The sequence below is a fragment of the Candidatus Binataceae bacterium genome (genome assembly GCA_035508495.1).
Lineage (GTDB): Bacteria > Desulfobacterota > Binatia > Binatales > Binataceae > JASHPB01.
This window is the reverse complement of sequence record DATJMX010000045.1, coordinates 17,033-40,965: the sequence shown is the minus strand read 5'-3', so window position 1 is coordinate 40,965 and position 23,933 is coordinate 17,033. Positions and strand designations below refer to the sequence as shown.

General features: G+C 62.1%; 25 protein-coding genes. 20 read left to right on the top strand and 5 right to left on the bottom strand.

Features of this window, described 5'->3' with window-relative positions; translation table 11 throughout:
* Nucleotides 1-10 precede the first annotated feature (10 nt).
* Nucleotides 11-2,212, top strand: coding sequence for a 1,4-alpha-glucan branching protein GlgB (gene glgB / locus VMA09_14890; GenBank protein HUA34893.1), 2,202 nt, complete (start codon nt 11-13; stop codon nt 2,210-2,212).
* Between the two features lie 27 nt (nt 2,213-2,239).
* Here the strand turns inward: glgB and VMA09_14885 are convergent, their stop codons facing one another.
* On the bottom strand, nt 2,240-4,375 hold the full coding sequence (locus VMA09_14885; protein HUA34892.1) for an NAD(P)/FAD-dependent oxidoreductase: 2,136 nt from the start codon (nt 4,373-4,375) through the stop codon (nt 2,240-2,242).
* A 125-nt stretch (nt 4,376-4,500) separates the two neighbouring features.
* Here VMA09_14885 and VMA09_14880 point away from each other — a divergent pair, with 125 nt between their 5' ends.
* The 15 genes from VMA09_14880 to VMA09_14810 all read left to right on the top strand — a co-directional run bounded on the left by VMA09_14880 (nt 4,501) and on the right by VMA09_14810 (nt 14,416).
* Nucleotides 4,501-5,166 carry a hypothetical protein gene (locus tag VMA09_14880; protein ID HUA34891.1) on the top strand — a complete coding sequence of 222 codons (666 nt, stop codon included), beginning with the start codon at nt 4,501-4,503 and terminating at the stop codon, nt 5,164-5,166.
* Nucleotides 5,167-5,223: 57 nt separating this feature from the next.
* On the top strand, nt 5,224-5,517 hold the full coding sequence (locus VMA09_14875; GenBank protein ID HUA34890.1) for a hypothetical protein: 294 nt from the start codon (nt 5,224-5,226) through the stop codon (nt 5,515-5,517).
* Nucleotides 5,518-5,573: 56 nt separating this feature from the next.
* The gene (locus tag VMA09_14870; GenBank protein HUA34889.1) at nt 5,574-5,768 is read left to right on the top strand and encodes a DNA gyrase inhibitor YacG; all 195 of its coding nucleotides are present in this window, start codon (nt 5,574-5,576) and stop codon (nt 5,766-5,768) included.
* 29 nt (nt 5,769-5,797) lie between these two features.
* A complete protein-coding gene (gene lpxA / locus VMA09_14865; protein ID HUA34888.1) occupies nt 5,798-6,610 on the top strand; it encodes an acyl-ACP--UDP-N-acetylglucosamine O-acyltransferase in 813 nt (270 codons plus the stop codon).
* A 69-nt stretch (nt 6,611-6,679) separates the two neighbouring features.
* Nucleotides 6,680-7,123 carry a cytochrome c maturation protein CcmE gene (locus VMA09_14860; GenBank protein HUA34887.1) on the top strand — a complete coding sequence of 148 codons (444 nt, stop codon included), beginning with the start codon at nt 6,680-6,682 and terminating at the stop codon, nt 7,121-7,123.
* Between the two features lie 4 nt (nt 7,124-7,127).
* Nucleotides 7,128-9,143 (top strand): heme lyase CcmF/NrfE family subunit, encoded by a 2,016-nt coding sequence (locus tag VMA09_14855; GenBank protein HUA34886.1) that lies wholly within the window; start codon nt 7,128-7,130, stop codon nt 9,141-9,143.
* Nucleotides 9,143-9,646 carry a cytochrome c-type biogenesis protein CcmH gene (locus VMA09_14850; protein ID HUA34885.1) on the top strand — a complete coding sequence of 168 codons (504 nt, stop codon included), beginning with the start codon at nt 9,143-9,145 and terminating at the stop codon, nt 9,644-9,646. Before VMA09_14855 ends, VMA09_14850 begins: the two co-directional genes overlap by 1 nt.
* A 2-nt stretch (nt 9,647-9,648) precedes the next feature.
* A complete protein-coding gene (ccmI, locus tag VMA09_14845) occupies nt 9,649-10,152 on the top strand; it encodes a c-type cytochrome biogenesis protein CcmI (protein HUA34884.1) in 504 nt (167 codons plus the stop codon).
* Nucleotides 10,152-10,859 (top strand): ABC transporter ATP-binding protein, encoded by a 708-nt coding sequence (locus VMA09_14840; protein HUA34883.1) that lies wholly within the window; start codon nt 10,152-10,154, stop codon nt 10,857-10,859. Before ccmI ends, VMA09_14840 begins: the two co-directional genes overlap by 1 nt.
* A 3-nt stretch (nt 10,860-10,862) precedes the next feature.
* Nucleotides 10,863-11,534: a heme exporter protein CcmB gene (locus tag VMA09_14835; protein HUA34882.1), complete on the top strand. Its 672-nt coding sequence runs from the start codon at nt 10,863-10,865 to the stop codon at nt 11,532-11,534.
* 11 nt (nt 11,535-11,545) lie between these two features.
* Entirely contained in the window at nt 11,546-12,250 is a 705-nt protein-coding gene (gene ccsA / locus VMA09_14830; protein HUA34881.1) for a cytochrome c biogenesis protein CcsA, read from the top strand.
* The gene (locus tag VMA09_14825; protein HUA34880.1) at nt 12,250-12,435 is read left to right on the top strand and encodes a CcmD family protein; all 186 of its coding nucleotides are present in this window, start codon (nt 12,250-12,252) and stop codon (nt 12,433-12,435) included. The genes ccsA and VMA09_14825 overlap by 1 nt, the downstream gene beginning before the upstream one ends.
* A 64-nt stretch (nt 12,436-12,499) precedes the next feature.
* Nucleotides 12,500-12,727: a hypothetical protein gene (locus VMA09_14820; GenBank protein HUA34879.1), complete on the top strand. Its 228-nt coding sequence runs from the start codon at nt 12,500-12,502 to the stop codon at nt 12,725-12,727.
* Between the two features lie 288 nt (nt 12,728-13,015).
* Nucleotides 13,016-14,113 (top strand): J domain-containing protein, encoded by a 1,098-nt coding sequence (locus VMA09_14815; GenBank protein HUA34878.1) that lies wholly within the window; start codon nt 13,016-13,018, stop codon nt 14,111-14,113.
* 3 nt (nt 14,114-14,116) lie between these two features.
* The gene (locus tag VMA09_14810) at nt 14,117-14,416 is read left to right on the top strand and encodes a chaperone modulator CbpM (GenBank protein HUA34877.1); all 300 of its coding nucleotides are present in this window, start codon (nt 14,117-14,119) and stop codon (nt 14,414-14,416) included.
* A 204-nt stretch (nt 14,417-14,620) separates the two neighbouring features.
* On the opposite strand, the gene VMA09_14805 is transcribed toward VMA09_14810, so the two are convergent.
* The 4 genes from VMA09_14805 to VMA09_14790 are packed head-to-tail and all read right to left on the bottom strand — an operon-like array spanning nt 14,621 to nt 19,499.
* A complete protein-coding gene (locus VMA09_14805; GenBank protein ID HUA34876.1) occupies nt 14,621-16,285 on the bottom strand; it encodes a PfkB family carbohydrate kinase in 1,665 nt (554 codons plus the stop codon).
* Between the two features lie 17 nt (nt 16,286-16,302).
* A complete protein-coding gene (locus tag VMA09_14800) occupies nt 16,303-17,427 on the bottom strand; it encodes a dihydrodipicolinate synthase family protein (GenBank protein ID HUA34875.1) in 1,125 nt (374 codons plus the stop codon).
* Nucleotides 17,428-17,463: 36 nt separating this feature from the next.
* Nucleotides 17,464-18,141, bottom strand: a complete 678-nt coding sequence (locus VMA09_14795; GenBank protein ID HUA34874.1) for a TonB C-terminal domain-containing protein — start codon at nt 18,139-18,141, stop codon at nt 17,464-17,466.
* Nucleotides 18,138-19,499 (bottom strand): hypothetical protein, encoded by a 1,362-nt coding sequence (locus tag VMA09_14790; protein ID HUA34873.1) that lies wholly within the window; start codon nt 19,497-19,499, stop codon nt 18,138-18,140. Before VMA09_14790 ends, VMA09_14795 begins: the two co-directional genes overlap by 4 nt.
* 261 nt (nt 19,500-19,760) lie before the next feature.
* Between VMA09_14790 and rpmE the strand changes: the two genes are divergently transcribed.
* The 4 genes from rpmE to VMA09_14770 all read left to right on the top strand — a co-directional run bounded on the left by rpmE (nt 19,761) and on the right by VMA09_14770 (nt 23,899).
* On the top strand, nt 19,761-19,961 hold the full coding sequence (rpmE, locus tag VMA09_14785; protein HUA34872.1) for a 50S ribosomal protein L31: 201 nt from the start codon (nt 19,761-19,763) through the stop codon (nt 19,959-19,961).
* A gap of 119 nt (nt 19,962-20,080) precedes the next feature.
* Nucleotides 20,081-21,151, top strand: coding sequence for a peptide chain release factor 1 (gene prfA / locus VMA09_14780; protein ID HUA34871.1), 1,071 nt, complete (start codon nt 20,081-20,083; stop codon nt 21,149-21,151).
* A gap of 9 nt (nt 21,152-21,160) precedes the next feature.
* Nucleotides 21,161-22,036 carry a peptide chain release factor N(5)-glutamine methyltransferase gene (gene prmC / locus VMA09_14775; GenBank protein ID HUA34870.1) on the top strand — a complete coding sequence of 292 codons (876 nt, stop codon included), beginning with the start codon at nt 21,161-21,163 and terminating at the stop codon, nt 22,034-22,036.
* A 63-nt stretch (nt 22,037-22,099) separates the two neighbouring features.
* The gene (locus tag VMA09_14770) at nt 22,100-23,899 is read left to right on the top strand and encodes a radical SAM protein (GenBank protein HUA34869.1); all 1,800 of its coding nucleotides are present in this window, start codon (nt 22,100-22,102) and stop codon (nt 23,897-23,899) included.
* Nucleotides 23,900-23,933 lie beyond the last annotated feature (34 nt).

The window sequence follows — 23,933 nt, the reverse complement described above, 5'->3', positions numbered from 1 at the left end:
ACATAACAACATGAGCTCTGAAACTTTCGAATCAAATCTCAAGCGCGAGGAGGTCGAACGCCTGCTCGCGCTGGTGCATCACGATCCCCATTCGATTCTCGGTATTCATCCCGACGGTAATCGCGTTTTCATCCGTGCCTTTCGGCCTGGAGCGGAGCGCGTTTCGATCCTGATCGACGGCGAGGCGCCGATCGCAATGACGCCGCACGACGGCGGGCTGTTCGAGGGCGTCGTCGACGGTCGCCGCGAAGTGTTTCCGTATCGTCTTGAGATTCAGTATCCGGGCGGCGCCGCATTCACGATCGCCGATGCCTACTCGTTCCTGCCCACCCTCGGCGAGCTCGACCTTTATCTGTGGAGCGAGCAGAAGCACGAGCGCGCGTACGACAAGCTCGGCGCGCACGTCCGTGAGATGAACGGCATCGCAGGCGTGTCGTTCGCGGTATGGGCGCCGAATGCGCGCGGCGTCAGCGTGGTCGGCGATTTCAACGCCTGGGACGGGCGGCTCAACATGATGCGCGTGCTGGGCGGCTCGGGGGTGTGGGAAATCTTCATCCCCGATGTGAAGCCGGGCGCCGCTTACAAATACGAGATCCGCACCCAGGCCGGATCGCTCCTGCTCAAAGCCGATCCCTTCGCGCAGCAGATGGAGAATCCGCCCGCGACCGCATCGGTCGTTTGGAACTCGAGTTACCAGTTCCGCGATGACGAGTGGATGCAGCAGCGGGCGGCGCGCGAAGCGGTGCGCAGTCCGATGTTGATCTACGAGGTTCATCTCGGATCGTGGCGGCGTGTGCCGGAGGACGGCAATCGTCCGCTCACCTATCGCGAGATGGCGTCGCAGCTCGGCGACTACGTCCAGCAGATGGGCTTCACGCACGTTCAGCTCATGCCCTTGATGGAGCATCCGTTCACCGGCTCGTGGGGCTACCAGGTGAGCGGCTACTTCGCCTCGACCTCGCGCTACGGCAACCCCGACGACCTGCGCTACCTCATCGATGAGCTTCATCGAAGGGGCATCGGCGTGATCCTCGACTGGGTGCCGGCCCATTTTCCCAAGGATGAGTTCAGCCTCGGGCGCTTCGATGGCACCGCGCTCTTTGAGCATGCCGATCCGCGCCAGGGGCATCATCCGGATTGGGGCACTTACATCTTCAATTATGGCCGCGCCGAGGTTCGCAGCTTCCTGATCGCGAGCGCGCTCTACTGGCTCGGCGAATTTCACGTCGATGGGCTGCGCGTCGATGCGGTCGCGTCGATGATTTATCTCGACTACGGGCGGCGCGAGGGCGAATGGGTTCCGAACGCGTACGGCGGCCGTGAGAATCTCGACGCCATCTCATTTGTGAAGATGCTGAACGAAGCCGTGTACCGGCTTAACCCCGGCATCATGATGATCGCCGAGGAATCGACGGCGTGGGGTGGAGTCAGCCGCCCGACCTGGATGGGCGGGCTCGGCTTCGGCTTCAAGTGGGATATGGGCTGGATGCATGACACGCTCGAGTACATCGCGCTCGATCCCATCTACCGCCGCTGGCACCATCGCGACCTTACTTTCGGTCTGCTCTATGCGTGGAGCGAGAATTTCGTGCTGCCGATTTCCCACGACGAAGTCGTTCACGGCAAGCGCAACCTGCTCTCGAAGATGCCCGGCGATTTGTGGCAGCAGTTCGCCAACCAGCGCGCGCTGTTCGCTTACATGTGGGCGCGCTCTGGCAAGAAGCTCATCTTCATGGGCACCGAAATCGGGCAGCGCCGCGAATGGAATCACGACACCAGCATCGATTGGGACCTGCTCCAATATAAGGAGCATCAGGGGCTGCAAAACCTCGTCCGCGATCTGAATCACATCTACCGATCGCAACCCGCGCTGTGGGAGGCCGACACTGAGCCTTCCGGATTTCGCTGGATCGAGGCAGACGACGCCGACGCCAATGTGATCGCGTTTATGCGTATCGCGCCTTCGTCGGGCCGGACGCTGATTTGCGTGTGCAACTTCTCGCCGGTGGTGCGCAGCGGATTCCGCATCGGCGTGCCGAAGCCCGGATGGTATCGCGAGGTGCTCAACACCGACGCGGAAACGTACGGCGGCACCAATATCGGCAACGGCGGCGGTGTCGAGGCCGCGCCGATCAAATGGCATCAGTTCAGCCACTCGATCGCGATCGAACTCCCGGCCCTCTCGGTGCTCTGGTTCCTGGCGCCTGAGTGACCGCCCTCGCGAACGAGGACTACTTCTCTAGCGCTGAATTTCGAGGCCCTCCAGGTCGCCCTTAGCACGCCATTCTTCGAGCAATTTATTGAAGGCGTTGATGCCTGGGGTGTAGATGCCTGCGCCTAGACCGGCGCGGGCGCTGCCCTCGTTGTTGTAGTAGCCGGGCGTGCAGGCTTCGAGGAACGCGCGATTGTTGATCTGAAGTTTGTTGATCAGATCGACCCACGCGTCCTGAGCCTCCTGCTGGGGCTGTACGGTCACGCCGCCGCGGTTCCGGGTCTCCTTGATGATGTAGGCGATGTGCCTCGCCTGCTCATCGAACATCGCGGTCATATTCACTGACAAGGCGTTCTGGGAGATACCGATATAGAACCAGTTTGGGAAGCCGCGGGTCGAAAACCCGTGCAGGGTTTTGAATCCGTCGGCGAAGTGATCGAACAGGGATTTGCCGCCTTCGCCGTTGATTTCGATTCCGACGCGCCGCTTGAAGGCGGTCGAGATCTCGAAGCCCGAAGCATAGATGATGCAATCGACTTCGTATTCTTTGCCGTTGGCGACCACGCCCTTCTTAGTGATTCGCTCGACGCCCTTCGCTGCGCTTACGTCGATCAGCTCGACGTTCGGACGGTTGAAAGTGGGTAGAAATTCGTCGTTGAAAGTTGGGCGCTTGCAGAACTGCCGATACCAGGGCTTGAGAGCTTCGGCCGCTTCCTTGTCCTCAACGGTATCGTCCACGCGGGCGCGGATGCCGTTCATCTTCTTGAAGTCCGCGATTTCCATCACCTGGCCGATTTGTTCAGACGTCATCGGCTTCTCGGACTTTGGAATCGACAACACGTTGCGGAAGATGTCAGTCCATCCGTCGTTGACCAGGTCCTCTTCGAACGGCTGGCCGGTCAGGATCGCCGCAAAGTTCTCGCGCCGCTTGCGCTGCCATCCGGGCTCGAGCGTTTCCGCCCACGTGTAATCAGTCGGCTTGTTGCCGCGCAGATCGACCGAAGACGGCGTGCGCTGGAAGACATACAACTGCTTCGCATACTTACCGAGGAACGGGACCGCCTGAATCGCCGTCGCACCGGTGCCTATGATCGCGACGCGTTTGTCGGCGAGCTTCGTCATTCCGCCGGTCGTGTCTCCGCCCGTGTAGTTGTAGTCCCATCGACTGGTGTGAAAGCTGTGACCTCCGAACTCGTCGATTCCGGGGATACCGGGAAGTTTGGCGCGCGAGGCGGTTCCCAGGGCCATGATCACAAAGCGCGCCTTGATATCGTCGTTGCGGTTGGTGCTGATATGCCAGCGCTTGATCTTCTCGTCCCAGTCGATCGACTTTACGCGAGTCTGAAAACAGGTGATGTCGTAGAGGCCATATTCGCGGCCGATACGCTGGCTGTGCTCGAAGATCTCGCTCACGTACGAGTACTTTTCCTTGGGGATGTACGCGAGCTCTTCGAGCAGAGGCAGATAGCAGTAGGACTCGATGTCGCACTGCGCGCCGGGATAACGATTCCAATACCAGGTGCCGCCGAAGTCGCCACCGGCCTCGATTATCCGGAAGTTGTCGATACCGGCTTCCTTGAGGCGGGCGCCCGCGAGCAGTCCTGAAAAGCCACCGCCGATGATCACGACGTCGATTTCGTCGGTCAGCGGATCGCGGGTGAAGCCTGGCTCCGCGTAAGGATCATCCTCATTGTAATGGGCAAATTTCCCGGACAACTCAAGGTACTGCGCCTCGCCATCGGCACGCAGGCGCTTGTCCCGCTCTTGACGGTACCTCTCGCGCAAAGCGTCGGGATCGAAATCCAGCCCTGCCTTCGCCGCCTCGAGCGGATCCGGCTCGTTGGCGGCTGCGCTTTCGTCCTCGTCGACGGCAGCACGAGTCCCTCTTATTGGCGCGCTACCGAAAGCACCGCCATTGACCTCGCCCGTCAACTCGTCGCCTTCAACACGGACCTTGTAGTCGAGCGACATCGCGATTGGCTGAGACATCACCATCGACCATGAGAGCGTATCTCCGTCGATGATTCCCGAGATCAGCAGCGCTCCGAAATTGCTGTGCATCGAACCTTCAAAGGTGCCGCCATTGGTCTTGAAGCGCAGCGTAAACTTCTGCTCGCCCATTTGCGTGTCGGCAATTGCATTCCACTTTCCGTCTGCATTCATAGTCAAATCCCCTGCCGAAATATCAGCCAAGCTTGACCGCAAATTGCAAGAGCGGTTGCGACCATGCTCCTTGGGTCCCAACGGCTGATAGCCATCGGCGGATGCGGGCGCTATAGAGATCGGCGATGGCCGAGCATGAGCCGCGCGCGCGGCGCCGCGATGAGGCGAAGCAGAATCCGCACGAGCGCGAAGATCTTGATCTGATCCGCCTCGAAGAGCAGGAGATTCGCCGCGAGAAATCGCGGAATCGGCGGCTCTCCGAGATGCTCCGCTTCGCCGACCTGATGGCGATCCTGATGGTGCTCGCGACGCTGATGAGCGCTTACGCGACGTGGCGGACGGCGCAGGTCACCAACGCGGTATTCTTGATCGCGGATCGGCCGTTCCTGGGCGTGCAGCAGGCGCGCTTCGAGGCCGTCGATTCGACCCGGCCAACGATCACGGTGGACTTCCGCAATTTCGGCCAGATTCCCGCGATCGACGCGATCGCGTCTGTTTATGCGCTGGTCGATGGCAAGCGCGTCAAGCCTGTCGCCGGTGAGATGGCGTCGATCGATGCGGGCATCGTGCCGCCCAACGTTCCCTACTATCTGTATGCTTACCTGCCGACCGACGCCTATCAGCACGTGGTCGCCGGAAAATCAAATCTTCAAGTGCAGGTCCGCTTGATGTACAAGAGTCCGCGTCTGCTTCACGAGTATTGTTACTTCGAGCGGATAGTATATGACTATCGGTCGGGAACGTTCAGGATGGCGGGGGGCAACGATCGCTGCGGCTCCGAAGTGTTTTGAATTATGACGTGAAACGGCAGGCTTATTCGCCAACCAACTTCGCAGGGAGGAAATTGCATGACACGAGGGAAAAACGCGCTTAGGCGGGCCGCATTGGTTGGCGTGTTCGCGATGCTGGCAGGACTCGCCGGATGCTCGACCGACACGCCTCCGGCCCCTCAAACCGGTGACCCGGTAACCCAGGCCAACTTCGACTTGTCCAAGTGCCAACAGCTCGAGGCGAATCTCTACAAGTGCCCGGCCATCGACAAGCCCCTTTGCACGCCGCAATTCAATCGCAGCGACATCAGCTGCGTTCGGATCGGCGACAAGGGCAGCGTCTTCGTCACGCGCCAGGGCATGCCGCAGTAGCGCGCGGACGGATGCTGCGCGCCGCATGCGCGGCGAGTATCATTTGATTATCGACGATGCGCTGCCCGATTTGCCGAAAGCCGGTTGATGCCTCGCCAAAGAACGCCTTCCGGCCGTTTTGTTCCGAGCGTTGCCGGATGGTCGATCTGGGCACGTGGGCCGCGGAAGAGTATCGCGTGCCCGACAAGCCCGCCGAGCCCGGCAACGAGCATCCCGACGACATGCCACGCAAGGGCAGGCTCCTGCATTGAAAGGCGGCGCGCGTTAGTCTCAGCACGGCATGGATTCGCCGCGCATTCATCCTTCATCGGTAATTAGCGCCGGGGTCGAACTGGGCCCCGGCGTCGAAATCGGACCGCTCTGCCTGCTCGACGGAAAGATCAGGCTCGGCCCAGGCACGCGGCTGATCGGTCACGTCACCATCCTTGGCCAGACTGAACTCGGCGAAGAGAACGTGCTGCATCCGGGCGTCGTGATCGGCGACGAGCCGCAGGACCTGAGCTACACCGGCGTGCCGCGCTCGGTACGAATCGGCAATCGCAATGTGTTCCGCGAATACGCGACGGTGCATCGCGGCAGCGAGCGCGGTGCGACGACGATCATGGGCGACGACAACTTCATGATGCAGAACTCGCACGTCGCGCACGATTGCCGCATCGGCAATTCGACGATAATCGCGGGCGGCGCGCTGCTCGCGGGATGGGCCGAGTTGGGCGACCGTGCGCTGGTCTCGGGCAACTGCGTCGTGCATCAGTACACCCGTATCGGGCGGCTTGCGATGCTGCGCGGGCTCAGCCGCACGAGCCGCGACGTGCCGCCCTTCTGTGTGATGGATGGGACGCACACGCTGCGCGCGATCAACGTCATTGGACTGCGCCGCGCGGGATTCAAAGTCGCGCAGATAACCGCGTTGCGCCGAGCGTTCGAGGCGCTCTTCGGCAAGCGGCAGAACCTGAAGCTCGCGCTCGAGCGGCTGATCGATTCGGGCGAGCTGAACGCCGAAGTAAACGAAATGATCGATTTTATCCGAGCCTCGAAGCGCGGAGTTGCATTTGGTCCAAAGGACGGCAGGTCCAGCGATCTTGATGACTAAATCTTCCCTCGCCAGAGGTTGTGCGTCTCGGCGCGGCCTGCGAGAATTTCCGCGGATCGCTATCTGGCTATGCGAATAAAACCCCGCTTCATTATCGGCGTTGGCGTGATTGTCGCGGCGATCGCGTATTTGATCATCACGTCGATCCGCAACACCTCCGAGTATTACCTGACGGTGCCGGAGGTGAGCGCACGAGCGACCGAACTCGCGGGACAGTCGCTGCGCGTCGCAGGCCGCGTCAAGGCCGGGACCATCGGCTGGGATCCCTCGACGCTCACGCTCAAGTTCGCGATCTATCCGATTCCGGGCGCGCCCGGCGAAGGGGTTAAACCCGTGGCGGAGAGCGAGCCGCCGACCTTTCGCGTCGTCAGCGCCGGTGAGCCCAAGCCCGACATGTTCGCACCCGATCGCGACGTGATCGTCGAGGGCAAGCTCGGCTCCGACGGCGTAATCAACGCGACCCAGGTGATGACGAGCTGCCCTTCCAAGTATCGCCCGACCCAAGGACAATGAGTCGATGCCTGACCTCGGCAAACTCGCTCTCGCAATAGCGCTAATCCTCGCGGTCTATTCGATCTTCGCGAATATCTACGGCACGCGGCGCAATTCGCCGGACTTCATCGTCAGCGCGCGGCATGCGCTGTGGGCGATGTGTGCGATGGTCACCATCGCGGTCGCCAATTTGTGGCTCGGACTTCTGCGCAGCGACTTTTCGATGGAATACGTTGCCGCATATTCGAGCACCACGCTTCCCACCGCATACAAGTTCACCGCGCTATGGGGCGGGCAGCAGGGCTCGCTGCTGTTCTGGACGTGGCTCTTGTCGATCTTCACCTCGATCGCGGCGTTCCAGAATCGGCGCCGCAATCCCGAGATCGCGCCGTATGCGCTCGCGGTGCTGGCAACGATCGCGATCTTCTTTCTCGGAATGCTGAATTTCGTGACGCGCCCGTTCGATCTGATCTCACCTGTACCGCTGCAGGGCACCGATCTGAATCCGCTCCTGCAGAACTACTGGATGGCGATCCATCCGCCGTCGCTCTACACCGGCTATGTCAGCTCGACCGTGCCGTTCGCATTTGGCGCCGCCGCTCTCATCACCGGCAAGCTCGACGATTCGTGGATTCGCTCGACGCGGCGCTGGGCGATCTTCTCGTGGTTCTTTCTCACCCTCGGCAACATGTTCGGCGCGCGATGGGCCTACGAAGTCCTGGGCTGGGGCGGCTACTGGGCGTGGGATCCGGTTGAGAACGCCGCCTTCATGCCGTGGCTCGTGATGACGGCCTACCTGCATTCGGTGATGATCCAGGAACGCAAGGACATGCTTAAGGTGTGGAACCTTGCGCTGATCGGACTCGCCTTTGCGCTCACGATCTTCGGGACCTTCATCACGCGCAGCGGGGTTATCTCCTCGGTGCATTCGTTCACCCAATCGGGGCTCGGGCCATATTTCCTGAGCTTCCTGATCGCGGTCGTGCTGTGTTACTCGGCGCTGCTCATCTGGCGCGCCAGCGATTTGCGCAGTCCCGCGGAGTTCGAATCGTATCTTTCGCGCGAGGCTGCGTTCCTGTTCAACAACCTGGTGCTGGTCGGGATCGCGTTCGCGGTTTTCTGGGGCACGATTTTCCCGGTGCTCTCGGAATGGGTGCGCGGCGTGAAAATCACCGTCGGCCCGCCGTTCTTTAACAGTGTTAATGGACCGCTCGCGCTCGCATTGATCTTCCTGATGGGCGTGGGACCGCTGATCGCCTGGCGACGGACGACGCCGGTGCGCCTCGCGCAGGTTTTCGCGGCGCCTGCGATCACCGGCGTCGCGATCGGAATCCTCGCGGCTGCGATGGGCCTGCGTGAGTGGTATGCGCTCACGGGCTTCTCGCTGGCTGCGTTCGTGCTAGGCACGATTATCGTCGAGTTTCGCCGCGGCGTGGTCGCGCGCGTGCAGATGGTGAAAGAACCACCGGCCAAAGCGCTCGTGAACCTCGTCGCGAAGAACAATCGCCGCTACGGCGGCTATATCATTCATATCGGCGTGCTGGTCGCGTTCGTCGGCGTGGTCGGCTCATCGTTCTTTCGCGCCGAGGTCAAGAAGAGTGTCGCCGTGGGCTCGAGCTTCACGATCGGATCGTTCAGCCTGAAGTACCTGGGACTCGACGAGAGTGAGACGCCGCACCTGGAAGAGGCGACCGCGCGAATCCAGGTGATGCGTGACGGCCGCGAGATCACCCTGATGACGCCGGCCAAGCTTTTCTACAAGCGTCAACAGCAGCCCGCGACCAAGGTCGCGATCCGCTCGACGCCGTTCGCCGATCTCTACATCGTGCTCGCTGGCCTCGACGAGAACGGCAATCGTGCCACCTTCGAAGTTTTCCTCACGCCGCTGGTGTTCTGGTTATGGGCGGGGGGCGTGTTGATGGCGATCGGCACCGTCGTCGTGATGTGGCCGAACGTGCGCGAGCGCGCCGCGATCTCGGTCGCGGTCGGCCGTCGCCGCGCCGACGATCTCCTTGGCGAGCCCGCGCCGGGAGGCCAATAGTGATTCGCCGCTTCATCGCGCGCCGCTCGACCGCCGTCGGCACTTTAATCCTCGCGATTCTCGTCGCGGCGATCTCGGTCACTTACGCTGCCACGCGCGTATCAGTCGGCGAGGTCAGCGAGGGCCTGACCTGCCAATGCGGATGCGGCCTCACGGTCGCCAACTGTAACCATCCGACGTGCAGCTTCTCGGTGCCGCTGCGCACCGAAATCGAAGGCATGCTTGATCGCGGAATGAGCCGCGACGCGATCATCGGCTTCTATCGCAACAAGTTCGGCGAGAAGATTCTCTCCGCGCCAACAACCGAAGGCTTCAACCTGCTGGCGTGGACGATGCCGTTTGCGGCGATCGTCGTCGGAGGCGGTCTGATTGCGATCGCATTTACGCGCTGGCGCCATGCGCCTGGGTCGAAGCCCGCCGAGTCGTCGCCAAGCGACGCTGTTGCGCCATTCGATGACGAGCTGCGCCGGCGGCTCGAACGAGAGCTCAAGGAGCAGCTCTAGCGATGCTCGTCATGGTCGCGTCCGCGCTGATTATCGCCGGCGTTGCGCTATTCGTCGCGGCGCCGCTCAGCATCGGCGCGCTGCCGACGCGCCGCAAAAGCGCCCGCGACGAGGCGTGGGCGCGGCTCGAGCATGAGCGCGCGCTTGCGATGCAGGGTCTGCGCGAGCTCGAATTCGATCGCGAGATGGGCAAACTGGCCGACGCTGACTACGAGTCACTCAAGAACGGCCTCGAATCGCGCGCGCTCGCTGCGATGCAGACGATGGATGAAGCGCGGAAATTGTCCATCGTGCGCGAGCTTCCACCCGCGGCCGCGCCTGCTGCCGAGCCAGCCCGACGCGAGCCCGCGCCCGTTCTCACTCTTCGTCCCGATTCCGGCTCGCGCGCGCCGCATGTGCGCTTCTGCCCGCAGTGCGGCACCCGCTCGCTCAAGGACGCGCACTACTGCGCCGAGTGCGGCACCGCGCTCAAGCCTTCGTCGCGCGCCACCAACTGGAACGAGTGATGGCGGCGCCGGTCGTTGAAACCCACGGCCTCGGCAAAACCTTCGGACAGCATCACGTCTTGCGGGACATCGATTTCCGCCTCCTGCCGGGCCGCGGCACGTTCATTATCGGCGCCAACGGCGCGGGCAAATCGACCCTGCTCAAGATTATCGCGGGCCTTTCGACACCTACCGCTGGACACGCTCTTGTCTTCGGCCTGGACAGCCGCGAGTTGACTGCGCGTTATCGGCGCCGGATCGGCCTCGTATCGCATCAGAGTTTTCTCTATCCGAATCTGACTGCGCGCGAGAACCTGGAATTTTACGGCGTGCTCTATGCGCTCAGCGATCCGCGTGCGCTCGCCGTGCGATGGCTCGAGCAGGTCGGGCTCGCGCGCTATGCCGACAATCGCGTGCGCGAATTCTCACGCGGCATGGAGCAGCGTCTCGCGACGGCGCGGGCGATGCTCGCGGAGCCCGCGCTGCTCTTGCTCGACGAACCTTTTGCGTCGCTCGATAACGAGGGCGAGGCGATAGTCGCGGGCCTGATTCGTCATGCGATGACGATGGGTGCTTCGGTCGTCGCGAGCGCGCATTCGGCCGCCGAGATCGAAGGCGTGGATTTCGAGATGCTCGAAATTTCGCGCGCCACTCTCGCGCCGTTGCGTAGCAAGGAAAAACCCGAGGGCCGCGGGATCGCGCGGCTGCGCTCGCTGCTCGGGCGTTAAGCGATGGCAGCATTCGCCGCAATTCTGCGCAAGGATCTGCGCCTCGAAGCTCGCAGCGGCGAAAGCACCGTAGCGCTTATCGCGTTGTCGTTGCTGATCCTGGTCGTGATGGTCTTTGCGCTCGATGCGACGCGCGCGCGCGGCGTCGAAGCCGCCGCCGGCGCGCTGTGGGTGGCGCTCGTGTTCGCGGGGATGCTCGGCGCGACGCGCGCGCTGCTGGCCGAACGTGAGAATGGATGTATCCGCGGCCTCCTGATGAGTCCGATCGATCCCGCGACGATTTATGCCGCCAAGCTCGCTGCCGCATTCATATTCATGCTGATCGCGGAAGCCGCCTCGGTTGTGCTGATGGTGCTGTTCTTCAATCTCGATTTCGACGCGACCATCTGGCGCGAGGCGCCGATCCTGATTCTCGGCACACTCGGCTTCTCCGCGCTTGCGACGCTGCTCACCGCGATTTCGGGCCGCACGCGGATGGGTGATCTGCTGCTGCCGATTCTCGCCGTGCCAATGTTCGTACCGGCTCTTATCGCGGGCGTGAAAGCATCGACCGCCGTGCTCGGCGGCGCGCCACTTGGCGCAATCGCCCAGTGGCTCCGGATTCTGGTAGCATTCGACGTTCTTTTCGTGACCGCCGGCTACCTGCTCTTCGAGTACGTCGCCCGCGAGGATTGAATCGATTTCAAATGAGCTCCACAAGCAAGCTGCTCGGATGGCTGAGCCTCGCCTCGATGCTGATCGCGATCGTAATGGTCTTCGACTACGTGCCGACCGAGGCCGACCAGGGAATCGTGCAGCGCATCTTCTATTTTCACGTGCCGTGCGCATGGGTTGCCTTTGCCGCGTTCGGGATCGTCGCGATCGCGAGCGTGTTCTACCTGTGGCTCGGCAACTCGCTGTGGGACGATCTCGGCTACGCGGCCGCCGAAGTCGGGATGGTCTTCTGCACGCTGATGCTGGTCAGCGGGATGCTGTGGGCCAAGCCGATTTGGGGCGTGTGGTGGACGTGGGATTCGCGCCTCACAACGACATTCATCCTGTGGCTGCTTTACGGCGGGTACATGATCCTTCGCGCGGGTTCCGACGACTCGCCGCAGGTGGCGCGCTTTGCGGCCGTGATTGGAATTGTCGCCGCGCTGGACGTGCCGATCGTGATCGTATCGGTGCGGCTGTGGCGCACTATTCATCCCGCGGTGCTGGTGACTAAGCAGGGCGGCCACGGCCTCGAGGATCCGCGCATGATCGCGACGTTGCTGGTGGCACTGGGCGCGTTCACGATCCTGTTTGCGTGGCTCTTGATGCTGCGTTTTTCGCAGATGCGCTCGCGGACCCGGATTCAAGCCATCGGCCGGATGCTCTCGCTGGCAGAGGTCCGCGCCGGAGGCCGTTAATGGATCACTTTAAGTTTCTGGCCGCCGCGTATTCGATAATCTTCGGCGTGATTTTCCTCTACGTGCTCTACGTATGGCGCCGCCAGTCGGCCTTGGAAGCGGAGCTGCGGCAGATGGAAGCCCGCCTGAAATCGCTGATGGAAGAGCCGCGCGAAGACGACGATCGCACGGAACCTCACGCGTGACGCGAGTTTGGCGATCGCGAGCCGGGCGCATATGATCTGACCGAGAAACGGCGGAGGCACGGTCATGAAGAAAATCATTCAGGTCAGGATCTTCAAGGGCGAGCAGATGTACGTCGCCGAGTGCCTGGACCTTCCCGTCGTTACGCAGGCGCCGACGCTCGACGAGTTGGCGAAGAATTTGCGCGAAGCGATCGCTTTGGAGATCGAAGGAGAAGATTTGTCGTCCTTCGGCATCGCACCGATGCCTTCCGTCCTTGCCAGCTTTGAACTCGACCTTGCGAGCGATGCCTAAGCTCAAGCGTCTTTCAGGAGCTCAGGTAGTTTCGATCTTCAAGCGGTTTGGATTTCAGGTCGTTTCGCAGAGGGGAAGTCACATCAAGCTCCGCCGAATCTTTGTCGGCGGGCAGACACAAACCTTGACGATTCCGGCCCACACTCAACTCGATGTTGGAACTGTCAACGGCGATTTATCGCCAGGGCCTGAAGTACACTACTGAAGAGGAGCTGAAACCGCACTTCTATGCATAGCGGCGCTTGCCTTCTATTGATTCGTGCGCATCTTGATTAGCTGGATTACCTGATGGAATTCCGCGACTACTACAAGACCCTGGGCGTCGAGCGCACTGCTTCCGAAGCTGAAATCAAAAGCGCCTACCGTAAGCTCGCCCGCAAGCATCATCCGGATGTAAACCCGGGCAACAAGGATGCCGAGCAGAAATTTAAGGAAATCAACGAGGCCTACCAGGTCCTCTCGGATTCGACCAAGCGCAAGAAGTACGACGAGCTCGGCGCTGACTGGGAGCGCGGTGCGACCGATGAGGAGATGCGCCAGCGCTATGCGCGCGAGGCGGCTGCGGCGGGCGGCGCAGCGCAGGGCTTCGACGGGGAAGACTTCAGCGATTTCTTCTCACAGTTCTTCGGCGGCGGAGGCGGCGGTGCGTTTCATCGCAGACCGAGTCGCGGCGGCTTCTCGGGATTCGATTTGGGCGGCGGGCCGATGCGCGCACCTGACCTTCGCGCGGAAGTGGAAGTCTCGCTCAGCGAGGCGATGCGCGGCGCCAAGCGTCGGCTCGACCTCGCCGCCGAAGACGAATGCCCGCAATGCGGCGGCAGCGGCATGATCGCGCGCGAGCAGAAGCAGGGTAAGACTCGTGTCATCCGCTCGGCCGAGCCATGCCCGAAGTGCGGCGGCGTGGGCGTACTGCCGGCCCATCGCACTCTCGAGGTTACGATTCCTGCGGGCGTTGGCGACGGGACGCAGCTGAGGCTCAAAGGGCAGGGCGGTCACGCTCCGCGCAAGGATCTGAACGGTGATCTCTATCTGACGATTCGCATCGTGCCGCAGACAGGCTTTGCCGTGCACGCCCGCGACGTCAGATGCGTCCTACCGGTATGGGATTACGAGGCCGCGCTCGGCGCTGAAGTGACAGCGCCGACAGTCGACGGAAAAATCGCGCTCAAGATCCCGGCTGGCAGCCAGACCGGGCGCGTGATGCGCCTGCGCGGCAAGGGCCTGCCACAACATGGCAAGGATGCGGCGGGCGACCTGCTCTACGAGCTCAAGGTGCTCGCGCCGACGGATCTCACGTCCGACGAGAAAGACTTGATGCAGCAGCTTGCCGACAAGCGGCAAGCCCGCGGAGTGCCTGACCCGCGCGCCGAGGTGGGGAGGAGTTGAGCCATGGCGCGCCGCACTCAATCGACGATTAGACGACGCACCTCGCGCGGCGAGATCGTGCTCTTGAGCCGCACCGTGCTGTGCTCGGTGACCGGAATCAGCGAGCGCCAGCTCGCGGTCTGGGAGCATGAAGACCTGATCGCGCCCGCGCGGATAAGCGACGCAGATGGCGCCGCGGAACCACTCTACAACCGCGATGCGCTCAGGCGCGTCCGATTGATTCGCACGCTCGCGGAAGAGCTCGAGGTGAATCTCCCCGGCATCGGCATCATCCTGCATCTGCTGGACAGCCGCTCGCGCTGACAGTCTGCTAATAATTCGAACCTGTCTGTCATCGGGAGCGAAGTCGAGGGACCTTCGGTTGGTCCGACGGGACCGGTGCCAGACATCGCGCAACGCCTTCCTGATTTTGACTTGCGACCGATGCGAGAAGCCGCTCCCGCTTTGCGGGCGTGGTCATTCAACAGGCCAGGCGGGTCGTGGAGGTCTTGGCCTGCGCCGAATACGTCAGACTGATTTCAGCTTCTTATTGGCTGGTTTATCGGAAGCCAGGCGTCTTGCCGCTTCGCCGAGCGCTCCGGCGCGATGCCATCGGCTGTATTCTTCGACGGTCAGGCCGTGTGCGAGCTCGAGCGCGACCGACAGGCCTGCCAGGACGAACACTTGTGCCAGCACGCTGATGCGGGGGGCGAGTCCGAGTCCACCGCCTTCCTGAGCCGTTGGGGCATGAATTACCAGGTCGGCTAATTGGGCGAGGCCCGATTCGCGATTGCCCGTGATCGCGATCAGTTGCGCGCCTTGATCCTTTATGGCGGTGGCCGTCGATAGCAGCTCATCGGTATAGCCGCTGTTCGAGATCGCGATCACGACGTCGCGCGGATGCACCTGGCCCAGGCTGCCGTGCAGCGTCTCCGTCGCGTGAAGAAACGTGGTGGGGGTGCCGACCGAGCAGAAGAGGCTCGCCGCGTAGCGTGCGACGTGCTCGGGCTTGCCGACTCCCGTCACATGAACGCGTCCGCCGCGGCCGAGCGCGGTGCGGATAACTTCGACGCTGCGCGAGATGGCGTCGAGGTTGAGGCTCGCGCGCATCGTCGCGAGCTCCGCCAATGCCGCGTCGAAGAACTCCTCCACTTCGGCAGTTGAGCCCGCGTCCTTCGAGCGCGGTGAGTGCTCCGAGCGCGGATGCACGAGCGGCAGCGGCTCGCCATACAACCTCACGATCTCGTCGCGCAGTTCGAAGCCCGCCGGGAACGCGCCGAGTCGAGTTACACACACGGCTCCGGAAGCGTTGGCCAGGCGGCCGATCTTCTCCCACGAAAGGCCGAGCCTGAGGCCCGTCATCACACCGCCGAGGAACGCATCGCCGGCCCCGGTCGAATCGACCTGCCGCACCTTGAAGGTGGGGACTTGGACGGCAGCGTCCTTCGCTGCGATCGAGCATCCCTTTTCGCCATCCGTGATTATCACCGCGCGATTTCCGTAGCGGATGCGAATCGCCTCGGCGAGCTTCAACGGATCGCGGCCGTTGCCGTTGATCAACTCGCGCGCCGCCGCCTTGGCGGGCTTCAGGTACGTCGCGAGCTTGAGCGCGCGCTCGAGCTCGGCGCGTGTGCCGAGCGTGCCGATCGCGTCCGAGGGTCGCACGTCGAGGTCGAGGACGGTGGGAATCGAATGCGTGCGGGCGAAGAGAAGGATCGCGAGCACCGTACGCAGCGGGAGCTGCGATACTTCCGTCGATACCAGCGCGGCGCGGCGGATGAAGCTCGCGTGACGGCGGCGAATCTCGTCAGGCGCGAGCTCGCCGGTCGCGCCGCGTGCCATGTAGATCGCGCGATTGCCGTCCTTATCGACGAACACGGTCGCGAACGACGAGGCGCTGCCGTCGAAGGTGAGGTTATGGCGGATACCGAAGCGATCCATCGCCTCGCGCAGAAACTCGCCGTTGCGATCGTCGCCGAGTTTGCCGAAGATCCCGGTGGATAGTCCCAGCACCCGCGCCCATCCTAGATGGTTAAGCACCAGGCCGCCGATGGCGGTGCGCTCCATCGCAGCGCCCGCGCCATGCGAGCGCAGCAGGATTTTCTCGTCGGCCTGGATGATACGTGGAGTGCGGTAAAACAGGTCCACGACCATGCTGCCGCATCCGGCTACGTCGAGTTTTTCTTCAGCCATCTACGTGGGCGATTCTTCTAGGCGGTCTTCAACGCCGGCGCGCGGCCGGCGGGCGAATCGTATTCGGTGACCCATCCGCGCTCAAGCGTCGCGAGGGCATGCTCATGGAGCTGGGCGAAGCGCGATGCGAATTCGCGCCGCTCGTCGGCCGATAGCGCGAGCGTTCCTTCCGCCAGCGCCTCGCTCGATATCACGCCCATCTCTTTGAGCCCGGCTTTGAGGCACGCGATCGTTGGCGTGACGTTCTTGCGCCCACGCTTGAATGCGGTGGCCTCGCGAAATTCGGCGAGCGCGGCCTCGTAGAGGCTCATCAGCTCGCGATCGGCGGAGCGGCATACCTGCCACGCCCGTTGCCATTCGCGCGGCTGCACGTTGGCGGGACCGGCGACAATGCCGTACGGCCGCGCGCGCTGCGTCAGATAGCGATTCCAGTGGTACCGCACGCGATCGCCGACGCCCTCGGGCGGCGCCAACAGATCGAACATCAGGTGCGCATTGCCGATGTAGAGCGCGAATTCGTGACTCGATTTGAAGTGCGAGGCGGCGCGCGTGTAGTTGCCGATCACGCTCTTGTTGGCCGTCACCTTGACCCCGCGCACATATGGAAGCCGGCTCATGTCCTTGACGTCGTGCGTATGCATATGCGGGGCGTGACCGGGCGCGGCGATATCGGCGTTGTCGTAGAGGAAGATCGGAATCATCCGGCCCATGCGGTTGAATAGCGAACCGATGTCACGCTCGACGAACTCGGTCGGATGGTGCGAGTCGCGGATCGAAAGCGGCGCGACGACTGCGGCGTCGGCTTCGATCTCCATCGCGTATTCGAGATTCTCAAGTGTCTCGCGGCGCGTATGTGCGGTGATACCGGCCCATGCCTCGACCCGCTTAGCCAGCTGCTCCGCGACGTTGTGGCATTCCTCGACCGCGATCTGTGTCACGAGCTGGCGATGCGAATTGTCGATCTTATCCCACTCGCCGTTGGTGCCTGCAGCGAAAATGATATCGGCGCCGGCGCCGCCCTGGAGCGCATGACGAACGACGGCACGTTGCTCCTGTTCGATCACCCGGCCGCCGCCGTCGAGGACGGTGACGATCGGAATCGAAAGCCCGGGCCGCGGGATATAGTCGTCGATCGACTGCACCGCGCGGATTTTAGCAGATAGCGGCGCGTTCTGCCGCTATCCGATACCGAGGCCGATCTTGGTCGTGAAATCCCAGTGCCTGTCATCCTGAGAGGCGAAGTTCTCCAGATGCACCTGCACGGTCAGGCGGTAATCACCGCCCTCGCTGAGCGCGCCGACCGGAGGATTCGGATACCACAGCGACTTCTTGCAGGCCTCGATCACCATCTTGTCGAGCGCGGTTTTTCCGGAGTGCTGCTCGAGGATGATTTCCTTGAGCTTGCCGTTGCGATCCATGATCGCAGTCACGACTGTCGGATGGATCTCGGTCGGGAGCTTGAGAATCGAGATCTCGTCAGTCCGCTCGAGGATTCGCAGTTGCGCGTAAACGCGTTCCATAAGGGTCTGGGAGAAGTTCGCGTACTGCGCGGCTTTGCCGTTGAGCAGGGTTTCGAAGGCCGGCGTGCGATCGGTGCCGATTTCGCGCGAGAGCCCCGGCGTAGCCTGGAAGACCTGTGCGCTGCCGGGATCGTCGACCTTCGCCATCAAGCCCGAGCTATGAATCTTGGGTTGGAATTCCGTGGTGTCAGAGGAGAGTGAGCTGAGATCGGTTACTATGTGCGGATGGGCATCGGCTTGGGGCAGCGGCTGCGGCGCGTTGTTGCTGCTGCATCCGCTGACCAGCGCAGCGAGCGCAATCGATGCGCCAACGCATAAGAGTCTCGAAGCTTTCACTTGGCGTCCCCGGCGATTAGTTTTGGCCGAGCATTATTGTAGTCGGCGATAAAGGCGTCGAATAGTTCCTCGCCGAGGTTGCGCTCCTCCTTGCGCACGACCTCGTTGTGCTTCTTGGCGATCGAATCGCCAAAGCCGGCCAGAAACTCGAGCGTCGGCGAGTAATGATATTCGCCGCGGAAGAGGCCGTTGTAGTCGTACAGGCCGTCATTACGCCTGCGGGTCGAAATCTGGGTCGTCAGGCCGCCGCTGCCCTGCGCGAGAACGCGCATGAACTCGCCCGCCACCATATCCATCACCTGGTGGATTCCGATCGGCGCGACCAGCTCAGGAATCGCGTCCATCCGGTTGGTCAGCGTCGTCGCATCGCCGTCGCGAACGTAGTCGGTCACGAAACTCAGGTTGTCGAGGCCGAACGTAAGAGACAGGCTCTGGATATGCGCCCACGAGACGGTGCGGTACGTGCCGTGCGTGATCGCACTGAGCGCGATACTGTCGCCCGCGGGCGCGAAGTGCTCATCGAACGGTGTCAGCATCCCATGCCGCAGCATGAAGGTCATAGTGATTCGCCCGTGATCGAAACCGTTGCGCATCCAATAATGGCCATGCGAGTCGTAAATCGCGGCCTCGCCCGAAACGGCAGGAACGAGCTTGTGGTAAAAATTGTAAAGATGCGGGAAGGGCTTGAGCGCGTCTTCCTTGATCGTCGCGTCGAGATTGAACAGGACGTAGGGGCCTGACGGTGAATCGAACTCATCGAGGTAATTCTTGATGTCGACGTAGTGCTCGAGCTCTCCCCAGAAGTGTGGCAGGTCGCGTTTAATGCGATCGAGCGCGGCGCGGTCGTGATGGTTGAAATGGCCGGGCGCCGTGTCCCACGGCGGAGCGAGATCGCCGTGGGTTTCCTGGAAAATCGCGCCGAGCGCGTCGACGATATCGCCGAGTCCGCTGGTGTTCATGAGGAGTTGCCCGCTGAGCTCGCCGATCACGCTCGATGGCGCGCCATCAGTCGGCATCACGGGCGGCTTGATCGCGAACATCCCAGTGAAGCCCTGCGTCACCTCGGGCGGTCCGCAGCTCTTGGCGAGGCTGTAGTAGTAATCCTTGGAACGGGGCACGCCGCTGACGCAGATCTCATGCGTGCCGTCTTTGAGTTTGATCCATGGGATATCTTCCAGATCGTACAGCGCCGCGGCCCGAATCAGCGTCGCCTGGCGCGGGGGCGCCAGCTCGCGAACGTGCTTGACCTCCGGCGATAGCTCCGGGTGAAAGGCGATCCGGCGCTGATACTCCAGGTTGCGATCGAAGATCTGAAGCGCTCGTGAGACACGCTCTGGACCTGGCGGAGCCAGCTGCACGATCGGCTCAAAGAGGTTCTGCTCCGGCGCTGCGAATCCCCAATCAGCGGGGATGGTTGCGGATACGCGAGGCGAGGGCTGCGTCGCTTTCTTTTCTCCTGACCGGCAAACCCGGGGAACCGTGGTTATAATGAGGAACACGGCGAGGGCAGAGAACATCGCCGGGCGGTGGGCGCGGCGAAAACCGAGGTGAATTGTGCCGTTTCCCATCGGATGGTATCTTAACTGGATTGCAGAGTCGGAAAACCGAGTCGTAAGAAAATGAAAACTGGAATCCATCCTGACTATCGTCGCTGCATGGTCACTTGTGCCTGCGGCAACACCTTCGAAACGCGCTCAACGGTGCGTGAACTGCACGTCGAGGTCTGCTCGAAGTGCCATCCGTATTACACCGGCACACAGCGCCTGGTCGATACCGCGGGACGCGTCGAACGCTTCAAGCGCAAATACGGAATGAAGTAGCATTGCAACCTCCGCCGCCCGCTGCGTCTTGCACGCTCGGGTGAGCGGGGGAAAGAGATACGCGGCCCGGCCGGAATGGCTCGGCCGCTTTTCATTTCTAAAGCGATTGGTGCGATCCCGTGGAAGGTTTCATCGACAAGCTGGGCGCGATCGAAGAGCACTTCGCCGATCTCGAACGTAAGCTCTCCGATCCGGCGACGCTCGGCAATCAGCGCGAGTATGCGCGCCTGGCCAAGGAGCGCTCGCAGCTAGCCCAGCTCGCGGAATGCTCCCGGGATTATCGCGCCTTGATGAGCGAAATCGCCGAGCACAAGTCGCTGCTCTCCGGCGATGACGCCGATTTGCGCGAGCTCGCCAAGGCCGAGCTGCCCGAGCTTCAGACCAAGCAGACCGCGCTCGAAGAGAAACTCAAGGTTCTGCTCCTGCCGCGTGATCCAAATGACGATAAGAACGTCATCCTCGAAATCCGCGCCGGCACCGGCGGTGCCGAGGCCTCGCTCTTCGCGGGCGAGCTCTATCGGATGTATTCGCGATACGCCGAGCGCCAGGGATGGAAGGTCGAGGCGCTAAGCCTCAGCGACACCGGCCTTGGCGGAATCAAGGAAGTGATCGCGAATATCAGCGGGCGCGGCGCCTACTCGCGGCTCAAGTTCGAAGGCGGAGTGCATCGCGTACAGCGCGTGCCCGAGACCGAGGGTTCGGGGCGCATCCACACATCGGCGGTGACGGTCGCGGTGATGCCCGAGGCCGACGACGTCGAAGTGAACATCAACGAGGAGAAGGATCTCCGCATCGACGTGATGCGTGCGTCGGGCCCCGGCGGTCAGAGCGTCAACACCACGGACTCCGCGGTGCGAATCACGCATATCCCGTCAGGTATGGTGATCATCTGCCGCGACGAGAAATCGCAGCACAAGAACAAGGCGCGCGCCCTCAAGATTCTGCGCGCGCGGCTCCTCGAAAAGGCCCAGGAAGAGCAGAACGCCAAGATCGCCGAGCAGCGCCGCTCGATGGTCGGGACGGGCGACCGCTCCGAGCGAATCCGCACCTACAATTTTCCGCAATCGCGCGTCACCGATCATCGCGTCAACCTGACGATTCATCAGCTCGACCAGGTTCTCGACGGCGCTCTCGATCAAATAATCGACGCCCTGACCAACGCCGAACAGGCGCAGGCGATGAGCGCCTGACGAGCCGCGATGGCGGCCGACATCCTCGCGGCGGCGATCCACCGGTTGGAAGCGGCTGATATCGAGACGGCACGGCTGGATGCTGAAGTTCTGCTGGCCGAAGCCGCGCAAGTATCGCGCGTCGAAATCCTGACCGGCACGCTCGTTGTCTCTTCTGAAGCATTACACAAATTCGATTCGATGGTTACGCGGCGCGCCGCTCGCGAGCCGGTCGCCTACATCGTCGGGCACAAGGAATTCTTCTCGCTCGATTTCGAAGTTACTCACGCGGTTCTGATCCCGCGGCCCGAAACCGAGTTTCTCGTCAGCGCCGCGCTCGAGGCGATCGCAGGCAAGCCCGGAGCACGGGTGCTCGACATCGGCACCGGCTCAGGCGCGATCGCGATTGCGATCGCCGTGAACGCTCCTGGAGCCATCGTGACCGCGGCCGATATTTCCGCTGAGGCGTTGGCAATCGCGCGCCGAAACGCGCGCCAACACCGTGTAGATGACCGCATGAGCTGCGCGCTGGCCGACGTCTACGAGGCGCTCGATAACAGCGAAGTACTTGGAACCTTCGATCTCATCGTGTCGAATCCGCCGTACGTCAGCGAAAAGTCACTCGCGCAACTGGCACCCGAAATTCTGATACACGAGCCGCGCGTCGCGCTGACGGACCATAGCGATGGTCTGCAATTCTATCGGCGAATCGCCCAGGGCGCGCGCTCGCACATGACGGACGACGCGCAATTGATGGTCGAAGCGGGCGCCGGTCAGGATCATGCAATCGTCGAAATCTTCGAGCGTGCCGGCCTTGCTCCGAACGGCGTGATCAACGATCTCGCGGGAATCCCACGCGTGGTGATCGCTTCAAATAGGCGTGCGTTTCCAAATACGCCGCGATGACCGGGTATATCGACGGTGGCCGCGCCGTCTTATATCCTTGGCCGGAAACTCGGCTCAAACTTAATGGACGATACCGCTACACCCATACGCTCAAAGTTCATAGTTGAACTGATCAAGCCGTCGCACTACGACGATGAGGGCTATGTCATCCAGTGGTGGCGCGGCTTCATTCCTTCCAATTCGACCTCGGCGCTCTACGGACTTGCGATGCAAGCGCGCGCTGCGAACGTTCTCGGCGAGAATGTCGAAATCGAGTTGCGCGCGACCGACGAGACCAACACCAGGGTCCGTCCCGGCAAGGTCATCCGCCGCTTTGCGCGCAACGGCAATCGCGGGCTCGTGATGATGGTGGGCGTGCAGACCAACCAGTTCGCCCGCGCCATGGATATCGCGCGGGAGCTGCGCGCTGCTGGAATCACGGTCGCGATCGGCGGCTTTCACGTGAGCGGATGTATCGCGATGCTGCCCGGGCTCACGCCGGAACTGCAGGAGGCGATCGATCTCGGTATCACGCTATTCGCGGGCGAAGCCGAGGATCGCTTGCCGGACCTGCTGCGCGCCGCGTTCGAGAAGCGGCTCCAGCCGCTTTACAATTTCATGAACGATCTTCCGGCGCTTGACGGACAGCCGTTGCCGTTCTTGCCGATCGAATATCTCAAGCACAACGTCGGCAGTATTGGATGCTTCGATGCGGGCCGCGGATGCCCTTACAGTTGCAGCTTCTGCACGATCATCAACGTGCAGGGCCGCAAGTCACGCCATCGCACGGCCGACGACGTCGAGCAGCTGATGCGCGCGCACTACAAGCAGGGCGTAAAGCGCTTTTTCATCACCGACGACAATTTCGCCCGCAACAAGAACTGGGAGTCGATCCTCGATCGCATAATCGCGCTGCGCCAGAACGAGCACATGCCCATCAAGCTGATTATGCAGGTTGACACGCTGTGTCATAAGATTCCGCGCTTCGTCGAGAAGGCGGCGGCCGCTGGATGCAGCCGGGTCTTTTTCGGGCTCGAGAGTATCAATCCCGAGAGCCTCAAAGGTGCCTCGAAGGGCCAGAATCGGATCACCGAGTATCGCCAGATGCTCCAGGCGTGGAAACGCGGCCGGGTGATTACCTACGCCGGCTATATCCTCGGATTTCCGACCGACACGCCCGAGACGATCGAGCGCGACATCGCGATTATCCAGCGCGAACTGCCGATCGACATCCTGGAATTCTTCGTGCTCACGCCGCTGCCCGGATCGAAAGATCATCAGGATCTTTTCCGGCGCGGTGTGTGGATGGATCCGGATACCAACAAGTACGACGCCGAGCACGTCTGCACCGCGCATCCCCTGATGACCAAACCGCAGTGGGAGGATATCTACGCGCGCGCGTGGCATCTCTACTACACGCAGGAGCACATCGAGACGATCCTGCGCCGCGCCGTCGCGTGGGGGATGTCGACGGGCGCGACCGCTTCGATGATCAATAATTTCTACGGCAGCTATGCCTTCGAGCACGTGCATCCGCTGCAAAGTGGACTGATCCGGCGCAAAAGCCGGACCCAGCGGCGTCCGGGTTTCGCGCGCGAGAGTCGATTGGCATTCACGCTTCGCCGGGCACGCGAAGTTGTGAGCACGTATGTCCCCGCGCTGATGATGCTGGTGAGAATCGAGCGCGCGCGGCGGCGGATCAAGAAAGATCCTGCATCGAAGAGCTACATGGACCTGGCCTTGAGCCCGGCCAGTGACGATCTGAGCAGCGACAATCTGGAACTTTTCCAGGCGACCGAAGCCGCCCGCGGCGCCGCCAACCAGGCCCGCGACCGCCTCGAAAAAAACCGCCGCGCCGCCGCACTCCGCGCGGCCGCCAACTAATCGAGCCGCCTCCTATCTTCGACTGTTTTGTAAC

Bases quoted from the DNA above. Each gene is read 5' to 3' on its own strand.
- glgB (HUA34893.1), top strand. From the start codon at position 11: ATGAGCTCTGAAACTTTCGAATCAAATCTCAAGCGCGAGGAGGTCGAA.
- VMA09_14885 (HUA34892.1), bottom strand. From the start codon at position 4,375: ATGAATGCAGACGGAAAGTGGAATGCAATTGCCGACACGCAAATGGGC.
- VMA09_14880 (HUA34891.1), top strand. From the start codon at position 4,501: ATGGCCGAGCATGAGCCGCGCGCGCGGCGCCGCGATGAGGCGAAGCAG.
- VMA09_14875 (HUA34890.1), top strand. From the start codon at position 5,224: ATGACACGAGGGAAAAACGCGCTTAGGCGGGCCGCATTGGTTGGCGTG.
- VMA09_14870 (HUA34889.1), top strand. From the start codon at position 5,574: ATGCGCTGCCCGATTTGCCGAAAGCCGGTTGATGCCTCGCCAAAGAAC.
- lpxA (HUA34888.1), top strand. From the start codon at position 5,798: ATGGATTCGCCGCGCATTCATCCTTCATCGGTAATTAGCGCCGGGGTC.
- VMA09_14860 (HUA34887.1), top strand. From the start codon at position 6,680: ATGCGAATAAAACCCCGCTTCATTATCGGCGTTGGCGTGATTGTCGCG.
- VMA09_14855 (HUA34886.1), top strand. From the start codon at position 7,128: ATGCCTGACCTCGGCAAACTCGCTCTCGCAATAGCGCTAATCCTCGCG.
- ccmI (HUA34884.1), top strand. From the start codon at position 9,649: ATGCTCGTCATGGTCGCGTCCGCGCTGATTATCGCCGGCGTTGCGCTA.
- VMA09_14840 (HUA34883.1), top strand. From the start codon at position 10,152: ATGGCGGCGCCGGTCGTTGAAACCCACGGCCTCGGCAAAACCTTCGGA.
- VMA09_14835 (HUA34882.1), top strand. From the start codon at position 10,863: ATGGCAGCATTCGCCGCAATTCTGCGCAAGGATCTGCGCCTCGAAGCT.
- ccsA (HUA34881.1), top strand. From the start codon at position 11,546: ATGAGCTCCACAAGCAAGCTGCTCGGATGGCTGAGCCTCGCCTCGATG.
- VMA09_14825 (HUA34880.1), top strand. From the start codon at position 12,250: ATGGATCACTTTAAGTTTCTGGCCGCCGCGTATTCGATAATCTTCGGC.
- VMA09_14820 (HUA34879.1), top strand. From the start codon at position 12,500: ATGAAGAAAATCATTCAGGTCAGGATCTTCAAGGGCGAGCAGATGTAC.
- VMA09_14815 (HUA34878.1), top strand. From the start codon at position 13,016: ATGGAATTCCGCGACTACTACAAGACCCTGGGCGTCGAGCGCACTGCT.
- VMA09_14810 (HUA34877.1), top strand. From the start codon at position 14,117: ATGGCGCGCCGCACTCAATCGACGATTAGACGACGCACCTCGCGCGGC.
- VMA09_14805 (HUA34876.1), bottom strand. From the start codon at position 16,285: ATGGCTGAAGAAAAACTCGACGTAGCCGGATGCGGCAGCATGGTCGTG.
- rpmE (HUA34872.1), top strand. From the start codon at position 19,761: ATGAAAACTGGAATCCATCCTGACTATCGTCGCTGCATGGTCACTTGT.
- prmC (HUA34870.1), top strand. From the start codon at position 21,161: ATGGCGGCCGACATCCTCGCGGCGGCGATCCACCGGTTGGAAGCGGCT.
- VMA09_14770 (HUA34869.1), top strand. From the start codon at position 22,100: ATGGACGATACCGCTACACCCATACGCTCAAAGTTCATAGTTGAACTG.